Annotated in this window: 16 protein-coding genes; 9 read left to right on the top strand and 7 right to left on the bottom strand. The window is 39.4% G+C overall.

The features are described 5' to 3' along the window. The first annotated feature begins 2 nt into the window (after positions 1 to 2). The 7 genes from speB to K0B81_03715 all read left to right on the top strand — a co-directional run bounded on the left by speB (position 3) and on the right by K0B81_03715 (position 8,766). Positions 3 to 839 (top strand): agmatinase, encoded by an 837-nt coding sequence (gene speB, locus K0B81_03745; GenBank protein MBW6515715.1) that lies wholly within the window; start codon positions 3 to 5, stop codon positions 837 to 839. 158 nt (positions 840 to 997) lie between these two features. Beyond that, complete coding sequence (gene buk, locus K0B81_03740; GenBank protein MBW6515714.1) at positions 998 to 2,071, top strand: butyrate kinase; 1,074 nt, start codon at positions 998 to 1,000, stop codon at positions 2,069 to 2,071. Positions 2,072 to 2,076: 5 nt separating this feature from the next. After that, entirely contained in the window at positions 2,077 to 3,147 is a 1,071-nt protein-coding gene (locus tag K0B81_03735; GenBank protein ID MBW6515713.1) for an ABC transporter ATP-binding protein, read from the top strand. Between the two features lie 112 nt (positions 3,148 to 3,259). Beyond that, on the top strand, positions 3,260 to 4,345 hold the full coding sequence (locus K0B81_03730; protein MBW6515712.1) for a hypothetical protein: 1,086 nt from the start codon (positions 3,260 to 3,262) through the stop codon (positions 4,343 to 4,345). 877 nt (positions 4,346 to 5,222) lie between these two features. Continuing rightward, the gene (locus tag K0B81_03725) at positions 5,223 to 6,521 is read left to right on the top strand and encodes a phosphoglycerate kinase (protein MBW6515711.1); all 1,299 of its coding nucleotides are present in this window, start codon (positions 5,223 to 5,225) and stop codon (positions 6,519 to 6,521) included. Between the two features lie 140 nt (positions 6,522 to 6,661). Continuing rightward, positions 6,662 to 7,759: a nitronate monooxygenase gene (locus K0B81_03720; GenBank protein MBW6515710.1), complete on the top strand. Its 1,098-nt coding sequence runs from the start codon at positions 6,662 to 6,664 to the stop codon at positions 7,757 to 7,759. A 578-nt stretch (positions 7,760 to 8,337) separates the two neighbouring features. Next, the gene (locus tag K0B81_03715; protein MBW6515709.1) at positions 8,338 to 8,766 is read left to right on the top strand and encodes a PUR family DNA/RNA-binding protein; all 429 of its coding nucleotides are present in this window, start codon (positions 8,338 to 8,340) and stop codon (positions 8,764 to 8,766) included. Positions 8,767 to 8,858: 92 nt separating this feature from the next. Here K0B81_03715 and K0B81_03710 read toward each other — a convergent pair whose 3' ends face one another. From K0B81_03710 to K0B81_03680, 7 genes are all read right to left on the bottom strand, one after another. Next, complete coding sequence (locus K0B81_03710) at positions 8,859 to 9,335, bottom strand: flavodoxin domain-containing protein (protein MBW6515708.1); 477 nt, start codon at positions 9,333 to 9,335, stop codon at positions 8,859 to 8,861. A 472-nt stretch (positions 9,336 to 9,807) separates the two neighbouring features. Beyond that, positions 9,808 to 10,512: a flavodoxin family protein gene (locus tag K0B81_03705; protein ID MBW6515707.1), complete on the bottom strand. Its 705-nt coding sequence runs from the start codon at positions 10,510 to 10,512 to the stop codon at positions 9,808 to 9,810. A gap of 297 nt (positions 10,513 to 10,809) precedes the next feature. Next, positions 10,810 to 11,265 (bottom strand): GNAT family N-acetyltransferase, encoded by a 456-nt coding sequence (locus tag K0B81_03700; protein MBW6515706.1) that lies wholly within the window; start codon positions 11,263 to 11,265, stop codon positions 10,810 to 10,812. Positions 11,266 to 11,575: 310 nt separating this feature from the next. Beyond that, entirely contained in the window at positions 11,576 to 12,553 is a 978-nt protein-coding gene (locus tag K0B81_03695) for an asparaginase (GenBank protein ID MBW6515705.1), read from the bottom strand. A 448-nt stretch (positions 12,554 to 13,001) separates the two neighbouring features. After that, a complete protein-coding gene (locus tag K0B81_03690; GenBank protein ID MBW6515704.1) occupies positions 13,002 to 13,637 on the bottom strand; it encodes a hypothetical protein in 636 nt (211 codons plus the stop codon). Between the two features lie 34 nt (positions 13,638 to 13,671). After that, a complete protein-coding gene (locus K0B81_03685; protein ID MBW6515703.1) occupies positions 13,672 to 14,334 on the bottom strand; it encodes a hypothetical protein in 663 nt (220 codons plus the stop codon). A gap of 157 nt (positions 14,335 to 14,491) precedes the next feature. Continuing rightward, positions 14,492 to 15,907: an MATE family efflux transporter gene (locus K0B81_03680; GenBank protein ID MBW6515702.1), complete on the bottom strand. Its 1,416-nt coding sequence runs from the start codon at positions 15,905 to 15,907 to the stop codon at positions 14,492 to 14,494. Between the two features lie 700 nt (positions 15,908 to 16,607). Here K0B81_03680 and K0B81_03675 point away from each other — a divergent pair. Then, positions 16,608 to 17,252, top strand: coding sequence for a DUF47 family protein (locus K0B81_03675; GenBank protein ID MBW6515701.1), 645 nt, complete (start codon positions 16,608 to 16,610; stop codon positions 17,250 to 17,252). 5 nt (positions 17,253 to 17,257) lie between these two features. After that, the gene (locus K0B81_03670; GenBank protein MBW6515700.1) at positions 17,258 to 18,736 is read left to right on the top strand and encodes an inorganic phosphate transporter family protein; all 1,479 of its coding nucleotides are present in this window, start codon (positions 17,258 to 17,260) and stop codon (positions 18,734 to 18,736) included. Positions 18,737 to 18,812 lie beyond the last annotated feature (76 nt).

Below are 18,812 nucleotides of genomic sequence, written 5' to 3'. Positions count from 1 at the left end.
TAATGCCAAATTATATCTCTTTTAATTCGTCTCTTGAAGAAGCCAAGATAGTATTCCTTGGTATTCCTTTTGATGGTACTGCTACTTTCCGTCCCGGCAGTAGATTTGCTCCCGATGCTATCAGAAATGTTTCGGATAGTCTGGAAACTTACTCTCCTTATCAGGACAAAGATCTTGCCGATTACGATATTTGTGATAACGGAGACCTGATTCTCCCCTTCGGTAACACTGAAAAAGTACTTCAGATAATAGAGGAAAGATCGACAGAAATTCTCCAAGCTGGTAATAAGATCCTTGCCTGTGGCGGAGAACATTTAATATCTTTACCCTTAATCAAAGCTCATCTCAAGAAGTATCCTGCCTTAAAAGTAGTCCATTTTGATGCCCATACAGATTTGAGAGATGAGTATTTGGGAGAGAAATACTCGCATTCCTCGGTGATACGACTACTAACTGAATATCTTCCACCTCAGAATATCTACCAATTCGGGATCCGTTCCGGTGAGAAGCATGAGTTTGACTGGGGAAGAAATAACACGAAATTCTTTCCTTTTTCACTCAACGACTTTATTGATAAGATCAAAGATATCGATTTGCAAACTCCACTCTATGTTACAATAGATCTAGATATTCTAGATCCGGCATATTTCCCCGGTACTGGAACACCTGAACCGGGTGGTGTTACTTTTTCCGAACTTCTGAATGCTCTGCTCGGTTTGATGAATAGAAACATAGTCGGTGCAGATGTTGTAGAATTAGCTCCGGATTATGACCCCACCGGTATCTCCAGTATTACTGCAGCTAAGATCATTAGAGAAATGGCTCTATTATTGACCTAATTTCTCTAATTAAAGAAAAAAACTTCTTAACTCACTAATCCCTTTTATTTACAAGACTTTGCTTTAATCTTCCTGCAAATACCGAGTCATTAATTATTGACTTATAAATCGCTCTCTTTAATTCTTGCCACGAAAGATAAAATAGTGGAGGTTTCTTAATGGAGTACAGAGTTTTAGCTATCAATCCCGGTTCAACATCTACCAAAATAGCAGTTTATGACGACGAAAAAGAACTGTTTTGTAAGACATTGCGACACAATCCCGAAGAATTGGATAAATTCGGAGGATTGTTAGATCAATATGATTTTCGCAAAGGGCTGGTTATCGAGGCATTAGAAGAGAACAGCATCGAACCAGAAACTCTTAAAGCCGTAGTAGGTAGAGGAGGTCTTGTTAAACCAGTTAAAGGTGGTGTTTATAAGGTAAATGAAAAAATGCTTACCGATTTGAAGAATCCTAATATCTGGGGCAGGATCCATGCCTCTAACTTAGGTGCTTTTATCGCCAACTCCATTTCTCAAAACCTCAATATCCCTGCTTTCATAGTTGATCCGGTTACAGTAGATGAATTCGACGAAATTGCCCGCATTTCCGGTATTCCTGAAATAGAAAGAAAATCTCTTTTCCATGCCCTTAATATAAGATATACGGCTCGCAGATTAGCTAAACAGATGAATATAGAATTCAAAACCTCCAATATGATAGCTGCTCACATGGGTGGTGGTATATCTATCGCTGCCATCAAACAGGGTCGAGTAGTTGATGTTAACAACGCACTTCTCGGCATGGGTCCTTTCTCACCACAACGAGCCGGAGCTTTGCCTATAGGTGATTTGATTGAGTTGGCTTATTCGGGAAAATATACTAAGAAAGAACTTACAACATATCTGAGCAAGAACGCCGGTTTTATGGCGTATCTCAACACCGACAATGGCGTCGAAGTTGATGAAAGAGTTAAACAGGGTGACCAGAAATTCAGGCTGATCCGTGACGCTATGTGTTATCAAATAGCCAAAGAGATAGGTGCCTGTGCAACAGTATTGGAAGGGAAGGTTGATGCCATTTTCCTTACCGGTGGCTTGGCTTATGGTGAAGAATTGACTGATGAGATCAAAAAGAGAGTTAGCTTCTTCGCCCCTGTTTTCGTGCTACCGGGTGAAAATGAAATGGAAGCCCTCAGCCAGGGCGCAATTAACGTTCTTAAGGGATTAGAAGAGGCAAAAGAATATTAACCAAGATGGCTTATCTGCAAGTCGAAAATCTCCGAGTCGTTGTAGATGATTTTGAACTAAACGATATAAATATCGATCTTGAACAAGGAAAGATCTTATCCCTCTTAGGTCCGAGTGGTGCCGGTAAATCTACTCTGATCCAGGCAATATCTGGACTTATTCCTATCAATAATGGCAAGATATCAGTTAAGAATATCGATATTACCAAACTTCCTGTTCACAAAAGAAAGATCGGAATTGTCTTTCAAGATTTTGCTCTCTTTCCGCATCTGAACGTTTATAATAATATCGCTTTCGGACTAAGATCCCAACGGTTATCTAAGAAAACAATTCAAGATAAAATAACTTACCTTCTTGATCTGGTCGGTTTGAGCAGTTATGAAAAACGAGACGTTAATACCCTTTCCGGTGGCGAGAAACAGCGAGTAGCTTTAGCCAGAACTCTTGCCCCTCAACCCGACATAATTCTCTTTGACGAACCTCTAAGCGCAGTTGATGAAGAGCTACGGACTCGTTTACGGGAACAATTAGCAAAAGTTCAGCAAGAACTCGGCTTTACTGCTCTTTATGTAACACATGACCGAGAAGAAGCGTTCTATTTTGCAGATCTGATAGGGGTTATATTCGAAGGAAGGATCTGGCAAATCGATAGACCTGGGTTTGTTTATGAAAAGCCGGTCAATCCGGTTGTTGCCAGATTTCTTGGGATAGAGAACCGTCTAACAGTCGAAATTATAGAAGAATATAAAGAAGGATATATGGCAAAATTTGTCGGACACAACATATATATAATATCCAAGGATGACCTGCAGAAGGGAGATTTGATTGATGTATTAATTAAACCGGAGAGAGCTTTGATCTCCGAACAACAAGAAGAGGAAAACACGTTTCCCGTAAGCTTGATCAGCAGCAAGAACTACGGTTCCAAATCAGAGCTTTCTGTTGATCTTTTTGGAGCACCCATTAAAATACTGCTACCTGATTCAAAACCGTTATCTCTCAGGACAGATCAACTTTTCCTAAAACTGAAGCCGGAAAACCTGCTCAGCTATAAAAACAATGTACTACTTAACTAAGCCTCATATTACCCCATTACTCTTTATAAGGTTTTCTTTACTCCTTCTTCTTACTCTTGCCCTCTTTTCCTGTTCGCAAGATAAAAGAGCGAATTGGACTATTCTGGTCTATATGGCAGCAGATAACAACCTCAGTCCACAGGCAGTTGATGATATTATTCAGATGGAAAAAGCCAGAATCCCTTCATCAGTCAATGTTATCGTTCAATTAGATCCTTATCAATACAGTGCCGACCCTCAAGCAAGAAGGTATAAAATAACTCATAATACCGCCCCCTTCATAGCTTCTCCGGTTGTAGAATTTTTGGGTGATATAGACAGTGGTGATTATAGAAGTTTAGCCGATTTCGTCAATTGGGGTGTCTCCAAATATCCGGCTAATCGTTATGCTCTCGTTATCTGGTCTCATGGAACAGGATGGACAAGGGATGATGATACTTCTCGTTACATCTGTCCTGATAATACGAGTCTTAGTAATATCAGTATAGCCGGAGGTGAATTTAAAAGTGCCTTTCAGCTCTTTCCCAGAAAGATGGATATCCTGCTTATTGATGCCTGTCATATGCAGACCATTGAGGTTATCACCGAAGTATATCAATTCAATGATTATATAGTTGCTTCTGAAAACACTGTTCCGGTAGAAGGTTTTCCCTACAAGGAGATACTCGAACTCTGGAATCATTATACTAGTCCTCAAAATCTCGCCGTTAATATGGCGATCAAATACTACAACTCCTACCTTCCTGGAGGGAGTCAAAACCCGGAAGGGGCAACCAGACGTATCACTAGCTCCGTTGCTAAGACCTCCCAGTTACCACACTTTCTCAACCTTTTAGAACAGTTTGTCATTAATTGGAAATATACGGCAAATTCTCAGGTAGTTATTGATGCCAGAGAGGCGGTCTATTCATTCAATATCCCTCAATCAGATATAGACTTAAAGGAATTCTTTGTCACTCTTCATGAACTGACCGATAACACTCTCCTGCAGGCAGATATTGAGGAGATCATAATTGCTTTAGATAACCTTTTCATTGTTCAAGAATCTCAAAATCTCCCCTTAAATACCGGAACTGCTACTATTTGGTTCCCAGTTTATATTGAATACCTTCAGGGTAGTGCATCTCTCTACTCTAATCTCGATTTTGCTCTGACAGGATGGCTTAATTACATAGAAAGCTACTTCTCTACTGAATAGCATCAGATTTAGAACTGCTTCTTGTTCATTGTCCACAACCAAAAGTCTCTTATCCACACATCACAATATCATTTATCTACTGATTTTAAGGGTGTTTTAAGGTACCAGTTTTGATAATTCTATGATAGACACTAAGTTAAAAAAGCTGCAAACTATGTGGATAACTTGTGTATAAGTAAATTTTTCTTGCCCTTCAATATCGTATTTCTCTTTTATATCAACTAATTAGCGTTTATTAACGATTTGGAAGCTTTTGTGCATAACTCTAATTTTACTCTTTAGAAGACCCCCTTTATCTTACTCATACTTTTTGATTTGTGTCATTCTCTGTCTCATTCGTATCCATCCGCGGTTAGTTTTCTCTATCTGGATAGCGACTTGGTTATTTAATACATCTTTGGTTAGTAAATGGAGGACTATCTTATTATTCTGGATTACTCAAGATCATTTTCTTTGTAGGGGCAATTCATGAATTGCTCTTTTTTTTGCAGATAATACATGCAGGGGTCACCCTGAGTAATTCCCGATAACCTTCTTGCTACATCTTTCGGGGATTGTATTGAAGGGTGAGCTATCCCGAAACTAGGTCATATTGGCTATCCTGCGATACATTCTGTCCATAACAGAGCAAGAAGAATAGACCAGAACACTCAGGATGACAAAAGGTTGGCTTTTAAAAATAACCAAGAGCAATCTGCAGAACACTTGAAGCTTACATAAAGTGTCACCCTGAGTGATTCCCGATAACCTTCTTGCTACATCTTTCGGGGATTGTATCGAAGGGTGAGCTATCCCGAAACCAGGAATTAAAGATTCTCTTTTCGCTTGACATTAAACTTGTTTTATTAAGCTCAAACATATCTTGATTGGAGGTTTTATGAGTAAGGTATTAACAGATTTACGCAAATTACAGGATGCAGATCTACAGGGCAAAGTTGTTCTAGTCAGGGTTGATCATAATGTTGTAAAAGACGGTTCGATCAAAGACCCATTCCGTATCGATATTACCTTCGCAACAATGTTCAACATTCTCGCTAAGGGTGGCAAACTGATCCTGATGACCCATGTCGGCAGACCCAAAGACAAAGCAACGGGCAACATTAAGATCTCCAAAAAGACTTCTGTCCAACCGATAGTAGAATATCTCAAGAAGAAGTTAAACATAACCTTTTATACTCCTGAAATTCCACCTGAAGAGGGAAGCGGCTTAATACAGATCCCTCCCTCAATCAAAGAAAAAGTAAAAGAATTAAAAGAGGGCAAGATCAGCGGTATCTATCTCCCTAATACCAGATGGTTCAAAGGTGAAGAGGATAAAGGTGAATATGCAGACCAATTTGCTCAAGAACTGGCAGAATTGGCTGATGTTTTCGTTAATGATGCCTTCGGTTCTTGGCAGTCGCATGTTTCTACTGTCCGCATCACCAAATACCTCCCCTCTTATGCCGGATTACTTATGCAGAGTGAGATATCTAATCTCGAACAGGTTTTTGAACCGCAAAGACCTATTTTGGCAGTGGTAGCCGGTTCTAAATTCGATACCAAGATAGGTCCTCTGCGTGCCTTACTGGAAAAAGTAGATCATCTCATCTTAGGTGGTGTGATTTATAATGCTTATTTAGCTGCCAAATACGATCTGGAAATAGCCGGACTAACTCCGGAGGATATTGATTCTGCCCGAGAGTTTCTGGAATTCAGTAAACAGTATCCCGATAAGATCATTGAACCGTCTGTCATAGTTGAATCTGACAGTTTAGAAGGAAAAGTTGAAGATCAATACCGTAATATCGACATTCATAACCTGCAAGACAAAAAGAAGCTGAACTATATTCTCGATGTAGCTGCTCAGTCATTTGCAGATGCCAAGATCAAAGAAGTGATCAACAATGCCAGATCTGTCTTTGTCAATGCAGTTATGGGTTTAACCCCCCACTTTGCCGAAGGCACTATAGCCCTCTTCAATGCCCTCAATAGCAATAGCTCGGCTTTCAAGATGTACGGTGGCGGAGATACGCTGCAGGAGTTCAGAACGCTGTTACCAGGTAAGTATCTGAATGCCATCGATGATCAGAATCACTATTTCTTCTCAGGTGGAGGCACTGTGCTCACTGCTATAGAAGAGAACTCAGTCCTTGGCTTAGAACCGGTTAAAGCTCTATTACATAGCGAGGCGTAGTAACTTAAGAGACACTGAAACAAAGAAAGCGCATCTTAGTGACTCCAACCAACTTTTCCTGCTGTCAGTCGGCACAAGAAAAATTTCTTTGACATTTATCTGTAAGATTTCTATATAGGAAAAAGGGAAGTAGTTTTATTATGATTCATGAAGTACCAAAACTAGTAATAGGTGACCTTGAGATTGAGATACCAATAATTCAAGGTGGAATGGGAGTAGGGGTATCATTATCCGGTTTAGCTTCTGCAGTAGCAAATCAGGGTGGGATTGGAGTTATTGCTGCTGCAGGTATCGGCATGCTTGAACCCGACTTTAACACAGACTTCAAAGCTGCTAACCGCAGAGCGCTTGCCAAAGAGATAAAAAATGCCAAGAGATTGACAAAGGGAGCTATCGGGGTTAATCTCATGTTAGCAATGTCGGACTTTGACGAACTCTTACTTGTAGCATTAGATGAAGGTGCAGATGTTGTTCTGCTTGGTGCAGGTCTTATTTTAAAGATCCCCGATACTATTCCTATAGAAAGGTTAAGAGCTTCTTCTACCAAGTTTATTCCGATTGTTTCTTCACCCAGAGCAGCTAAGATCATTTTCGAATATTGGGCGAAAAATTATAACCATGTTCCTGATGCAGTTGTCGTTGAGGGCCCTTTAGCAGGTGGTCATCTTGGCTTTAAAAAACAGCAGATAAATGATCCTGAATATGCTCTAGAAAAATTGATCACAAAGATTATTCCTCTCATTGATGTTTTTGAGAAAAAATTTCATAAGAAGATCCCGGTCATTGCTGCAGGTGGTATCTATACTGGTGCTGATATCTATAAATTTATGCAGTTAGGAGCTCAAGGTGTCCAAATGGGAACAAGATTTGTTGCAACACATGAGTGTGATACCTCTATTAAGTTCAAAGAAGCTTATATAAATTGCTGTCAGGAAGATATTATTATCATCGATAGTCCGGTAGGATTACCTGGCAGAGCTATCCACAATAAGTTCTTAGATGATGTCTCTGCGGGAATCAAAAAACCGATTAACTGTCCTTGGAGATGTTTAAAAACCTGTGATTACAAAGTAGTACCTTACTGCATTGCAGAGGCTTTGACAAAGGCAAAAAGAGGCAATTTCGAGGAAGGTTTCGGCTTTTGTGGTGCTAATGCCTATCGAGTTGAAGAAATTCTCTCAGTTAAGGAAATCATAGAAAAATTATTAACAGAATACGATCTGGCAGTTTCATCTTAAAGCCTCCCTCTCTATTGCCTATACCATCAATCAGCTTTAATGATGTATAGTGGTCGCACTCTCCTGACTGCCATAGAGGAACATTCAGTCCTTATTCCGGAACCTGTTAAATACTAATCGGAGATTGAGAACTTATAACATAGAAAGAAGTCTAAGTAGATAACTAAAATATAATTGAGTTTCACTCTCAATTCTTTCTCCCTCTACTTATACATGTGTCACAAAAAGCTAAGTTGTTGAAAAAATAATACTTAATACAATCTTTCTAAACAAGAGTTGCTACAGTAATGATTAAGTGCCCATTTTTTATCGATTATAATCATGCAGAATCTACTCGCAAAAAATGTGTTTATTTAACTCACCCTTGTAAAATAAGTATGGTAGGAATTTTAATAGGTTTCAGTTTATATTCTTCGAAATGGCAATTTTAAAGACATTAATGCAAATTTTTAATCTTTAGCTTGACTAATCTTGGCATATAGATATTTTATTGTTCATTCTATTAGTAGATGATAAATTATTGCTAATAAACAATTAATTACTAAATTTTGATAGTCTTGTCATAAGGGGGTAAGTTTATGACAGATCGGGAAAATAAAGAATTGTTCACTCTAAGAATAGCAGCTGGTAACCGCAACTATTTCTTTGATGTAAAGGAAAGCTCAAATGGTACAAAATATCTGGAAATAAAAGAATCAAAGAAAACAGAGTCAACTTTTGAACGTCACAGGATTATTGTGTTTCAAGAACACCTCTCTGATTTTGCCCACGGATTAACAAAATCTATAGATTTTATCGATGACAAAGCAAAGAGAAACAAATTCGAAGAGATTAGAAAAGAATGGGCTAAAGCTTACATGCCTTGGACTGAAGAAGAAGATCAATATCTGAAAAAAATATATCATAAAGATTCTGACATTGATAAATTGGCAATAGAGTTTCAGAGAAAACCCTCTGCCATTCGGTCTCGATTAGCAAAATTGGGATTAATAGAAAACAAAGTATAGGGCATCTATTCCTTTGATAAAAATGATGAAAACAGTTTAAGCTGATAGGTATCAAATTAACTTTAATTGCTTTATCTTAAAAACGCACGTCGTTATATATTGTTTAATAGCTCAGCGAATTCTTTGATCTTATCATCATAGAAGACCGATTTGCTTTCCTTAATACCGCCTACAAGGCGGACCAAAAGTTTCTCGATAAAGCTGAATCTTTTTAGATCATATTCGAATCCCAGATTAGCTTTGGCAATTGCCTTGTCGTATAACTCCTGAGTGAAACTATCTTGCAAATATTTAGTTATTTCGTTTTCTTTCTCAGTACCGGCACAGATATAGAGAGCGATCTTTTTCTCTCTCAGTTTGACAAGATTGTTCTTGATAAACTTTCTCATCGCTCCCTGCACCCTGCCGGCATAAATAGATCCTGCTAAGACAACGACATCAAAGTCATCAAAGTCAGGACTGGTTTTAACATTTACCAGTTCAACTTCACCCTGCAACTCAGTTCTGAGTTTGAGGGCTGCTTTTTCAACACTACCGTATTTGGTGGAAAAGATAATTATGGTTTTCATATTCACCTCCATTTTATAATACTACTTTCTTTTGTTCCGTCAAAAGAAAGTAGCAAAGAAAAACTCCCGACTTTTCGTTCAATTACTTTCTTTTGGCGATCCAAAAGAAAGTAACAAAGAAAAACTCCCGGCGTACAATATAATGGTTAAAAACCTTCTCGAAACGGCTTCTCTGGATAAACTCCTCGCTTTGCTCGTCGAACAGTATCTTCGAAGCCGATTCTCGTACGGTTTTCTTAACACCTTTAATTGTAATGCCGGATGATCTATTCCCACCCGCCACCCAAATGGAACATAACTCCATTCCCTGCGGTTAAAACCGCAGGCTATAAAATGGCACCCAAAAGGGTGCTGTCGGAGTTAAGCAATGAGATTTACTAAGCATATACTGAAATATATGTTACATAGTTTGATTCGATTGAAGAGCTACAAGTAGTAAATTATGGTAACTATCAAATGCCTGATGAATGTTTCATTTTATTTTATCATCCCAATCTTTGTTGACTCCTGCCATATACTCTTCATCACTGATCAGTTCAAGGTGAATCTGTTCGACGGTTTCCTTGCTCACCTCTCCATTGGTGACCATTTCCTTGCCAGCTTTATGCAAAGCTGTCCGAAAATCCTCGATCTTTTTGTTGATGGGCGAATCAGCAATACCCTGTTCTGATAATATTTCACCACAATTACGGTATATTGCCAGCACCGGATTGACCATGCCGACAAATGCCTTCAAGATATCAAAATTATGTTCTCCCGGAAAGCCGGAGTTAATAACAAAAAACTGGCGAGGAAACCTTGTTGCTCTACCCTTGTGATAGAAACTCCCATCATCATTTTTATGGATTTGAGGAGTAGCCAACGGTAGTAAGCGATCATAGAAATTCTTTAAGAGAGCGGTCATGTACATACCATAGACCGGTGTTGCCATACCGACATAATCCGATGCCAGAAAGAGGTCTATCAATTCCAACATATCGTCTTTGATGATACAGCAACCGGGTGTATTACCCCAGCAGCTAAAACAGCCGCGGCAGTATTTGATATCTTTTTCGATGAGATAAATCTCTTCGGTTTCGGCTCCTGCCTCTCTTGCCCCTGCTAAGAGCGGCTCTACTATCTTGTGACTGTTGCTATCTCTCCCACGCGGACTGCCGTTAAATACGGTTATTTTCATGAACAATCTCCTTGTGAGTTATGACTTTTATTGAATTCAGCCAAATAAACTGTCAATACAACTTTTTTATGTTCTTTCTTTTGATCCGTCAAAAGAAAGTACCAAAGAAAAACTCCCGGCGTACAATGCAACGGTTAAAAACCTTCTCGACTCTGCTTCTTTCGCTAAACTCCTCGCTCCGCTCGTCTAACAGTAGCTACGAAGCAGATTCTCGTACGGTTTTCTTAACACCGTTAATTGTAAAGCCGGATGATCTGAAGTCAGTGATCCGGAAGTTGAATAAAAGCTTGGAAATATTTAAGATAAGGATTTATTATCCGGTCTATCTTTGATCATATACCTCATACCGTCTTCTATCCTGTCATCGAGCCAGCTATGATTTAGATAGAAGGAATAGGCACGGAGCTTAGTATCGATATCGGTTGTCAGCCATATTCTTTGACATCCTTGCGTGAATAACCATTCTTCGACTAAGGTGAGTAACTTACCCCCAATCCCCTGTTTGATATATTCCGGTAAGACGGCAATGACCCACATCTCACCTGTTTGTTTGTCACCTATAGCGAAAGCGACAACATTGCCGGCAATCTCGCATAGCCACCCTTTGTAGGTTGTGGATAGTTTTTCGGCGAATGTTTTTTCGTTGATCCCGAGAGATAGAAGCACTTCTAAGGATAGATCGTTTTCGTCGGTCTTTGTTCTGAGCTCGATCAGAACAGGGATGTCGGATATTGTTATTTCTCGATATTTCATGGTTTTTTCTTATTAGTTCCTTATTGAATGTGAGTTAGAATGCTTAATCCTTCGATACATTCTGCACCAAAATGCTAAGCCCCCTCGATGAAGTAAACCATTCTGGTGCAGAACACTCAGGATGACAATAGACTGTTAATCTACATATCTGTGTTATCTCCTTATCATTACAACGACTACAGTAGTTTGAAATCCACTAGATGAAGTGATCATTCTTGTTATATAATACTCAGGATGACAATAATCATAATTCTTTTTTTATTAGTGCAAATTAGTGCATTTATTCGTGTGCATTCGTGGACAAATCCTTTTATTCATAAACGAAAGTGAAGTTTTTTCTCACCAATGCCGGTTCCTTGTATTTCCCGAAGAGAGCCATCAGTTTTATACGGGCTTTGACCCCCTTCAGGTCTTCTCCGAGAATGACACCGAGCTTTTTCAGATGGAAACCACCACCCTCATAGCCGTATTCCGGTAAAACACGCCCTTTGAATACACGGGAGGTGATGACAACAACAATGTCACGTGCTATTGCCCTTCTAATAGGTTCTATCATAGTAAGAGGCAGATTCCCTCTGCCGAATGCCTCGATAACTATTCCTTTTGCATCGTTTGCGATGGAACTCTCGATATAGCGACCATCCATGCCGGCTACAGCTTTTATAAGATCAATATTGTAATCCAATTCGTTGGTCCAGACATTCTCTCTGAACAAGAGCTTGCGATGATAGACGACCCTGTCGGTATCGACTATGCCGAGAATACCAAAGTTAGGAGAAACAAAAGATTCCAGTTTGCCGGTATCAGCTTTGACAACATCACGGGCAGTATGAATTTCATCATTCATTACCACAAGAACACCCTTATCGATCGACTCATGATGTACAGCTACCCTTACGGCTCCTACGATATTGCGGGGACCATCAAGACCAAGCTCCGAACCGCTTCTCATGGCAGCAGTAAAAATGACGGGTTTACGAGTCGTCAAAACCAGATCGAGCATATAGGCGGTCTCTTCCAGGGTATCAGTACCATGTGTGATAACAACCCCATCATAATCACTGATCTTATTATCGACCATTTTAGCCAGTTCAAACATCCGCTGGGGAGTTACATGGGGGCTCGGCATATTAGAAAATTCAAAAACCTCAATCTCCGCAGCAGAGGTTAATTGCGGAAAGTTAGCCAACAAATCAACCAGATTATTGTCAGGTATGATACCCAATTCAGCATCATACCGCATAGAGATCGTTCCACCGGTCGTTATGATCAATACTTTTTTCTTCATTACCGCCTCAATAAATTTCCTTATTAACACTTTTTTGTAATGCTTTGTGTCAAGGAAAGTATTATAAGCTGGCAACGAGTCACTTTGTTCAAATACTGAAGTCTTTGATGAACTGATAGAATTAAGCTTATGAGTTTCTTTTTTTATATCTATTCCAATTGAAGGTCTATCTTGTTTGCTCCGTTAATTATCTGAAAATCATGATTCATTAGTAGTTCATCTTCATTATGATTATTTTTATAAACGGAAATACGGGTGATATCGTTATAGCATCTACCTGTTATGTTCGGAAACCTGTATCCGGCTATAGTTGAATATTTTCCAGAAAACGAGGGGAATGTGAGAAGATATCAACTTCGAAACAATAATACCAATGGTTTAACATTAGGCACGACACGAGTCTGACACAGCCGACTCGTAGGCACCCTAAAGATTAAAGCTAAACTAACTAATGGTTGTGATCAGCAGTATGGTGAGAGCCCTTAGCTGACAATATATTGTGTAAACTCTCAACAAAATGTACATAAGTAACATATGCTTCAACATACTCTCTGCCGGCATCAACACTATCTTCCTTATGTTTCTTTTTTTCCATCACTAAGGCAAAACGTTCCCGAATGCCCTTTGTGAGTTCATTCGTAATTTCATCGAGCAAATCATCAACTGAACCATTATCTATTGAATCGTCAGCAAACTCAATAATAGGATCAATTTCTGTACCTGCTGGCTTAATACCGGTATAAGTTTCACCCTCACCTGCTCGATGGATTCGAACTAAGGTTTCAAAAAAGAACCTATCGGCGAGTTCTTTTACTTGAGGACTAATTTTCCGGATACTCAGGACTTGTTCAAAGACTTCTATTAAATCGGCTTCATCTTCCTGTGGTATCCATATTAAAACTAAATTTACATTTTCTGTATCCAATGCTTTTTTTGCAGCACTAATAACGGGGCCGTCTATACTATCACAATGAGCAAACATTAAGGGAAACATGAAGGGGAGCAATGGATTGTCCTTAATAATCATCAAAACAACGCTGAACACAAGCATTAGTAATAAGATTATTATTTGTCTGTTTTTCATAATTACACCTCCTAGGCATTGTTTTATTTATGCATCAATTTTTCTTACTAAGGTTATCAAAACAACCTTTTCGGTCTTTGATGATTATCAGTATTGTACCTAATAAACCGGCTATGAGCAAACCGAAATCTTCTCTAATCAGAAGATTCAGAGCGGCACTAAAGCCAGTCAGAGACCACAAGAAGGGGATTATCAAGATTATCTTAGGTACTTTCTTGATCGTCAATAATAGTATTCCAAAGGTAAAGATCGTTGTAGGGCAGGGAGCTCCAAAAGTCGGTGAATGGGGATAAGTATGCCCGGAAAAATGACCTAAGAGGGGATAAACAGCCAAAGCATAGAGAATAAAGATGCTGCCGGTTATTCCATAAAGATCCAGTTTCAGTTCATATGACAATTTTGACTTCAACAGTCCAAAATAGAGAAAGAGAATGCTTTGAATTATAAAGAGAACGCCAAAGAGATAAGCTCCTTTATTAATCATCGTGAAGAAAAACAGATGAAATATTACCCCCATCCAGAGCCAGAAATAAGCTATGATAATCGAGATCATCTTATCAGTAAGAGCACTCCTTTTGACGGTAAGAAATAGGGCTAATAATGCTACCAGATAGAAGAAAATCTGAATCGGCCAAACAGTAATATTATAGATTTTAAATAAGCTCAGGAATTGATCAACGGAAAAAGGAATTCTCATTTGTTACCTCCTATTGGTCTCTGGTAATCTCTGAGCAATTGTTGTTATGTGGAATATTCAACTTGAATTCAGTTTATTTTGTCAAGATAATAATTAAATAATGGATATAGAAATTATTACCCGATACTATGAAGATTATATCTTGTCTTGGATTTTATTACGGCTCAGGAGGGAAAGTCTCGATATCAAGTGTTTCAGGTTTCTCATATGTTAATTGTTGAGCACGCTTCTGTTTAATAATTTTTATCTCTTTTCTTACTAACTCGTAGGCAATATACCCGGCAAGCAGGTAAGAGATCGTCAATGAAGCAAAGACCCCTTGCGGACCGAGAAAGAAATGTCCGAGGAAGGCGAGTGGTAAGTAGATGGCAAAGATCTGAAATCCCATCATACCGGAAGCGAGATAAGGTTTTTTAAAAACATTGAGAATAGTCGAACTGATCTGCAAAGTTCCTGCTAAGCCGTAAGAGATCGGAACGATCCTGAGATAGAGAACTATCGTTTCAATAACGAGCGGATTATCATTGAAGATACCGGCTAAAGGTCTGGCAAAAACGGCAAGAATAATTGCCAAAAAGCCACCAATCGCCAGAGAGAACCGATGCCCGATCTTCTTGCCCTTCTTTACCCGGTCAAGATCTCCCGCACCGAGATTCTGCCCGATAAAGGGGCTCATTACAGAAGAGAGAGCCATAATCGGTGCTAAGGCAAAGAACTCAATTCTGGTAGCCACCCCGAATCCTGCTACTACCAGCGGTCCGGATGAAGCTAAAAGCCGGGTAATAAACCCTGACCCGACCGGTAAAGCGAGCCGGATCGAAGCCGATGGGATGCCGATATGAAGGATCTCTTGCCAAGAAGTGAGAACTTCTATGAGCTTTACCTTTTTAAATGATATTAATCGTCTGCGGAAATGAAGAACATAGATGGCAACTGCTGTTATGATCGCTCTGGAAAAGACAGTCGTCAGAGCAGCACCCTGAATCTCTAAACGGGGAAAGATCCAGATCCCAAATATAAGCAAGGGATCAAGTATCATGTTAATCATTGCCGAGATGATCATTATCAGACCGGGTGTCTTGGTGTCGCCTAAAGCCCTTATTATATTGTTGCCTATCATCGTGATCACGACCATAAAGGAGCCAAAATACCAGACGGACATGTAATCATTGATGTATTCAAGTATGATGCCTCTGGCTCCGAGCATAGTAAAAAGTGGTTTGATAGTTAATAACCCTATAACTGAGAGAATAAGTATAAAAAGAAAACCGAGAGTGAGGCTATCGGTAGTTAATCTGGTAACCTTGTAGTGATCACCGGCTCCGACATAACGGGAGATCAGAGCACCGGCACCGATACCGATCCCGGCAGAAAAGCTGTTGATGACCATCACCACCGGAAAAGTAAAGGATAGGGCTGCTAATTGCTCTTCTCCTAATCTGGCGACAAAAAAGGTATCGGTGAGATTGAAGATCACTATCCCGAGCATACCGGCTATCATCGGCAATGTAAGATAAAAGAGCTGCTTGGTAATGTTCCCGCTAGTCAGGACTGCTCGATTTACTCTATCCAAAATCTCTCCTGTATGCTCATTTATTTTGGGAATATATTCCCGGTTCATCTACTGTCAAGTTTGTTCTTGCTTCACACCCTCTGTTAGTTTCACCAGAAACCCAATATTGTCATCCTGAGTGTTCTGCTGTAAGCTTCGTGCTGCTCTTAACAGCAGAATGTATCGAAGGATGCATTATACTGAAACGGTTTTGTGCTTTTCTTACCCTTCGATACATCACTTGGTAAGCATAAGCAAGAAGCACTACCAAGTGCCACTCAGGGTGACACAAGTAATAATAATTAACCAAATTACAGTTTAGTATTCTGTTTATTCTTAATAACGCCCTGAAGAGGCGACAAATACTAGCTAGACAGTTCTTACTTGTCTATCCCTCGATCCAACCCTTTACCAAACATATAGGCACTAATGACTCCATCGAGTTCGGAAGTAGTCACAAAATAGTTTATACTTCGGAGCAGGAATCACCGAAAAAGCAATAGGATAACTAATAATAGAATTTCGACTAAGAAATCAACTCATTAAAACATAATTACCTTTTAAAATTAAAAAAGAGGGGGATACGTGAATCGCCCCTACTTATCATTAACTGTTTTCTGACCATGTGATACAATAATGAACAACACGAAATAATTTGACAAAAGCAGTTTGATAAATATGTTAAATATCTGTCATTTAAGAGAAAGGAGAGTGATTTCAAATGGCAATGATGTTAAAAATATCCAAAGTAATTGAAAACCAAATAGATGAATTCCTTGACCTTGTTTCCGAGAGCGGTTTGATCTTCAAGAAAGCTATCGATAACTATCTCAAGGATAATACTGAAGAATTTGAAGCCCGTTTGGAAAGAGTGATAGATTATGAACGAAAAGCTGACGAGTTGAGACTGGTTGTAGAAAAGCAACTCTATATGCGAACCTTGATCCCAGAAAACCGCGGCGATGTTCTGGCAATCTTGGAAAATACCGACAATGTTATCGACTCAATGAAGCATACTCTACAGCAATTTTCGATAGAGAGACCAGATATCCCCTCCAAATTCGATGTTCTCTTTAATGAGCTTACCGATTCTTCTATCCAATCAGTAGAGTGGTTAGTCAGATCTGTTAGAGCTTTTTTCAAGGATATTAAATCTGTTAACGACCACATCCACAAAGTCGGTTTCTATGAGAAGGAGACCGACGATATAGCTGTCAAACTAAAGACACAGATATTTGCCGATGAATTAGACTTAAGCAGCAAGATTCATCTTCGTTTTTTTGCTTCGAGCATTGAATCTATCTCCGATTGTGCAGAATCGGTCACAGACAGATTGGCAATTTATACTATTAAACGAATGATCTAATTAATATGATACTCTTTTTCCTATCGAGTGGTCTCTTTTTAGGTTGGTCTTTAGGCGCCAATGATGCTGCCAATGTCTTCGGAACGGCAGTAGGCACCAAAATGATCAAATTCAAGACTGCCGCTTTGATCGCCTCGATCTGTGTTATATTGGGAGCAGTGCTGGAAGGATCGGGGGCAACTCATATTCTGGGAGAGTTGGGAGCTGTCAATACACTCCCCGGTGCTTTTGCTGTTGCTTTTGCAGCTGGATTTACCGTTACTTTTATGACTAGATTACGCTTACCGGTCTCGACATCTCAAGCTATTGTTGGAGCTATTATCGGCTGGAATATCTTTAGTGGCTCTCCTACTGATCTTACTTCGTTAACCAAGATAGTTCTTACATGGGTTCTATGCCCGGTTATATCTGCCTTTTTTGCGATCATACTCTACTGGATAACAAAATATTTTTTAGAAAACTCCAAGATCCACTTGATCACTATGGATGCCATTACTCGTACCGCCTTGATCATAGTTGGTGCTTTTGGTGCCTATAGCTTAGGTGCCAACAATATAGCTAATGTTGTTGGTGTTTTTGTCCCGACCTCCCCTTTTCAAGAGATCCTGATCGGAGATTTTATAACGATATCTTCAGTCCAGCAGCTCTTTTTCCTTGGTGCTATAGCTATCTCTATTGGTGTCTTTACCTATTCATTTAAAGTCATGAGAACTGTCGGGAAAGATCTTTTCCGCTTATCCCCGGTCACTGCTTTTATTGTTGTTTTATCTCATTCATTGGTGTTGTATCTTTTTGCCTCACAGGGATTGAGAGACTGGTTGTTATCCCATAATCTACCTGCTTTACCACTCGTTCCCGTATCGAGTTCTCAGGCAGTTATAGGAGCTATAATTGGAATTGCCATAGCGAAAGGTGGTAGGAATATCCAGTGGAATGTACTGGGAAGAATATCTTCCGGTTGGGTAACAACTCCTGTAATAGCCGGATTGATCGCCTTTGTTGCACTATTTTTTGTCCAGAATGTCTTCGATCAGCATGTCTATCACGAAACGGTATATGCCTTTCCTGATGTAGTAATTGAAAGATTGCAGGAAGAAGATATTCCGGGGGATGATCTAGAATTGCTTGCCGGAATGGAGTTCGGCAATATTAGAAGATTAAATCGCTATCTGAATGAAATTGGGGTCAGGGATACGGAACAGAGAGCGAAAATCAGATATTACTCAGCAATACTTGAGATGGAGATCAGTAAATTGCTATTACGGCAAATTGCGCCGGAGATGTTAACATCACGGCAATTAATGACTCTCAATTCACTTAAAGGACAAACTTTTTTCTTTGAATGGGAGTTTTATGAAACTTTACAACAATTATCCGATGAATGGCGATTCAAAGAAGAGACGGAAGAAAATCTTGAATATAATCAAGATCTGAGACGAATATTGCAATACCTGCGTGAACTGTTCTTGATCAGGAGAAAATGATCTTCCTTGAATAGGGACTGATAAAGTCACCAATGAACTTTAATAAAAAAGAAAAAAATAATCTTCTTCATACACA

The sequence above is a fragment of the Candidatus Cloacimonadota bacterium genome (genome assembly GCA_019429305.1).
In the GTDB taxonomy this organism is placed as follows: domain Bacteria; phylum Cloacimonadota; class Cloacimonadia; order Cloacimonadales; family JAJBBL01; genus JAHYIR01.
This window is presented reverse-complemented; position numbering and strand designations above follow the sequence as displayed.

Bases quoted from the DNA above. Each gene is read 5' to 3' on its own strand.
- K0B81_03695 (MBW6515705.1), bottom strand. From the start codon at position 12,553: ATGAAGAAAAAAGTATTGATCATAACGACCGGTGGAACGATCTCTATG.
- K0B81_03705 (MBW6515707.1), bottom strand. From the start codon at position 10,512: ATGAAAATAACCGTATTTAACGGCAGTCCGCGTGGGAGAGATAGCAAC.
- K0B81_03670 (MBW6515700.1), top strand. From the start codon at position 17,258: ATGATACTCTTTTTCCTATCGAGTGGTCTCTTTTTAGGTTGGTCTTTA.
- K0B81_03730 (MBW6515712.1), top strand. From the start codon at position 3,260: ATGGCAGCAGATAACAACCTCAGTCCACAGGCAGTTGATGATATTATT.
- buk (MBW6515714.1), top strand. From the start codon at position 998: ATGGAGTACAGAGTTTTAGCTATCAATCCCGGTTCAACATCTACCAAA.
- K0B81_03715 (MBW6515709.1), top strand. From the start codon at position 8,338: ATGACAGATCGGGAAAATAAAGAATTGTTCACTCTAAGAATAGCAGCT.
- K0B81_03685 (MBW6515703.1), bottom strand. From the start codon at position 14,334: ATGAGAATTCCTTTTTCCGTTGATCAATTCCTGAGCTTATTTAAAATC.
- K0B81_03720 (MBW6515710.1), top strand. From the start codon at position 6,662: ATGATTCATGAAGTACCAAAACTAGTAATAGGTGACCTTGAGATTGAG.
- K0B81_03690 (MBW6515704.1), bottom strand. From the start codon at position 13,637: ATGAAAAACAGACAAATAATAATCTTATTACTAATGCTTGTGTTCAGC.
- K0B81_03735 (MBW6515713.1), top strand. From the start codon at position 2,077: ATGGCTTATCTGCAAGTCGAAAATCTCCGAGTCGTTGTAGATGATTTT.
- K0B81_03725 (MBW6515711.1), top strand. From the start codon at position 5,223: ATGAGTAAGGTATTAACAGATTTACGCAAATTACAGGATGCAGATCTA.
- K0B81_03700 (MBW6515706.1), bottom strand. From the start codon at position 11,265: ATGAAATATCGAGAAATAACAATATCCGACATCCCTGTTCTGATCGAG.
- K0B81_03710 (MBW6515708.1), bottom strand. From the start codon at position 9,335: ATGAAAACCATAATTATCTTTTCCACCAAATACGGTAGTGTTGAAAAA.
- speB (MBW6515715.1), top strand. From the start codon at position 3: ATGCCAAATTATATCTCTTTTAATTCGTCTCTTGAAGAAGCCAAGATA.
- K0B81_03675 (MBW6515701.1), top strand. From the start codon at position 16,608: ATGGCAATGATGTTAAAAATATCCAAAGTAATTGAAAACCAAATAGAT.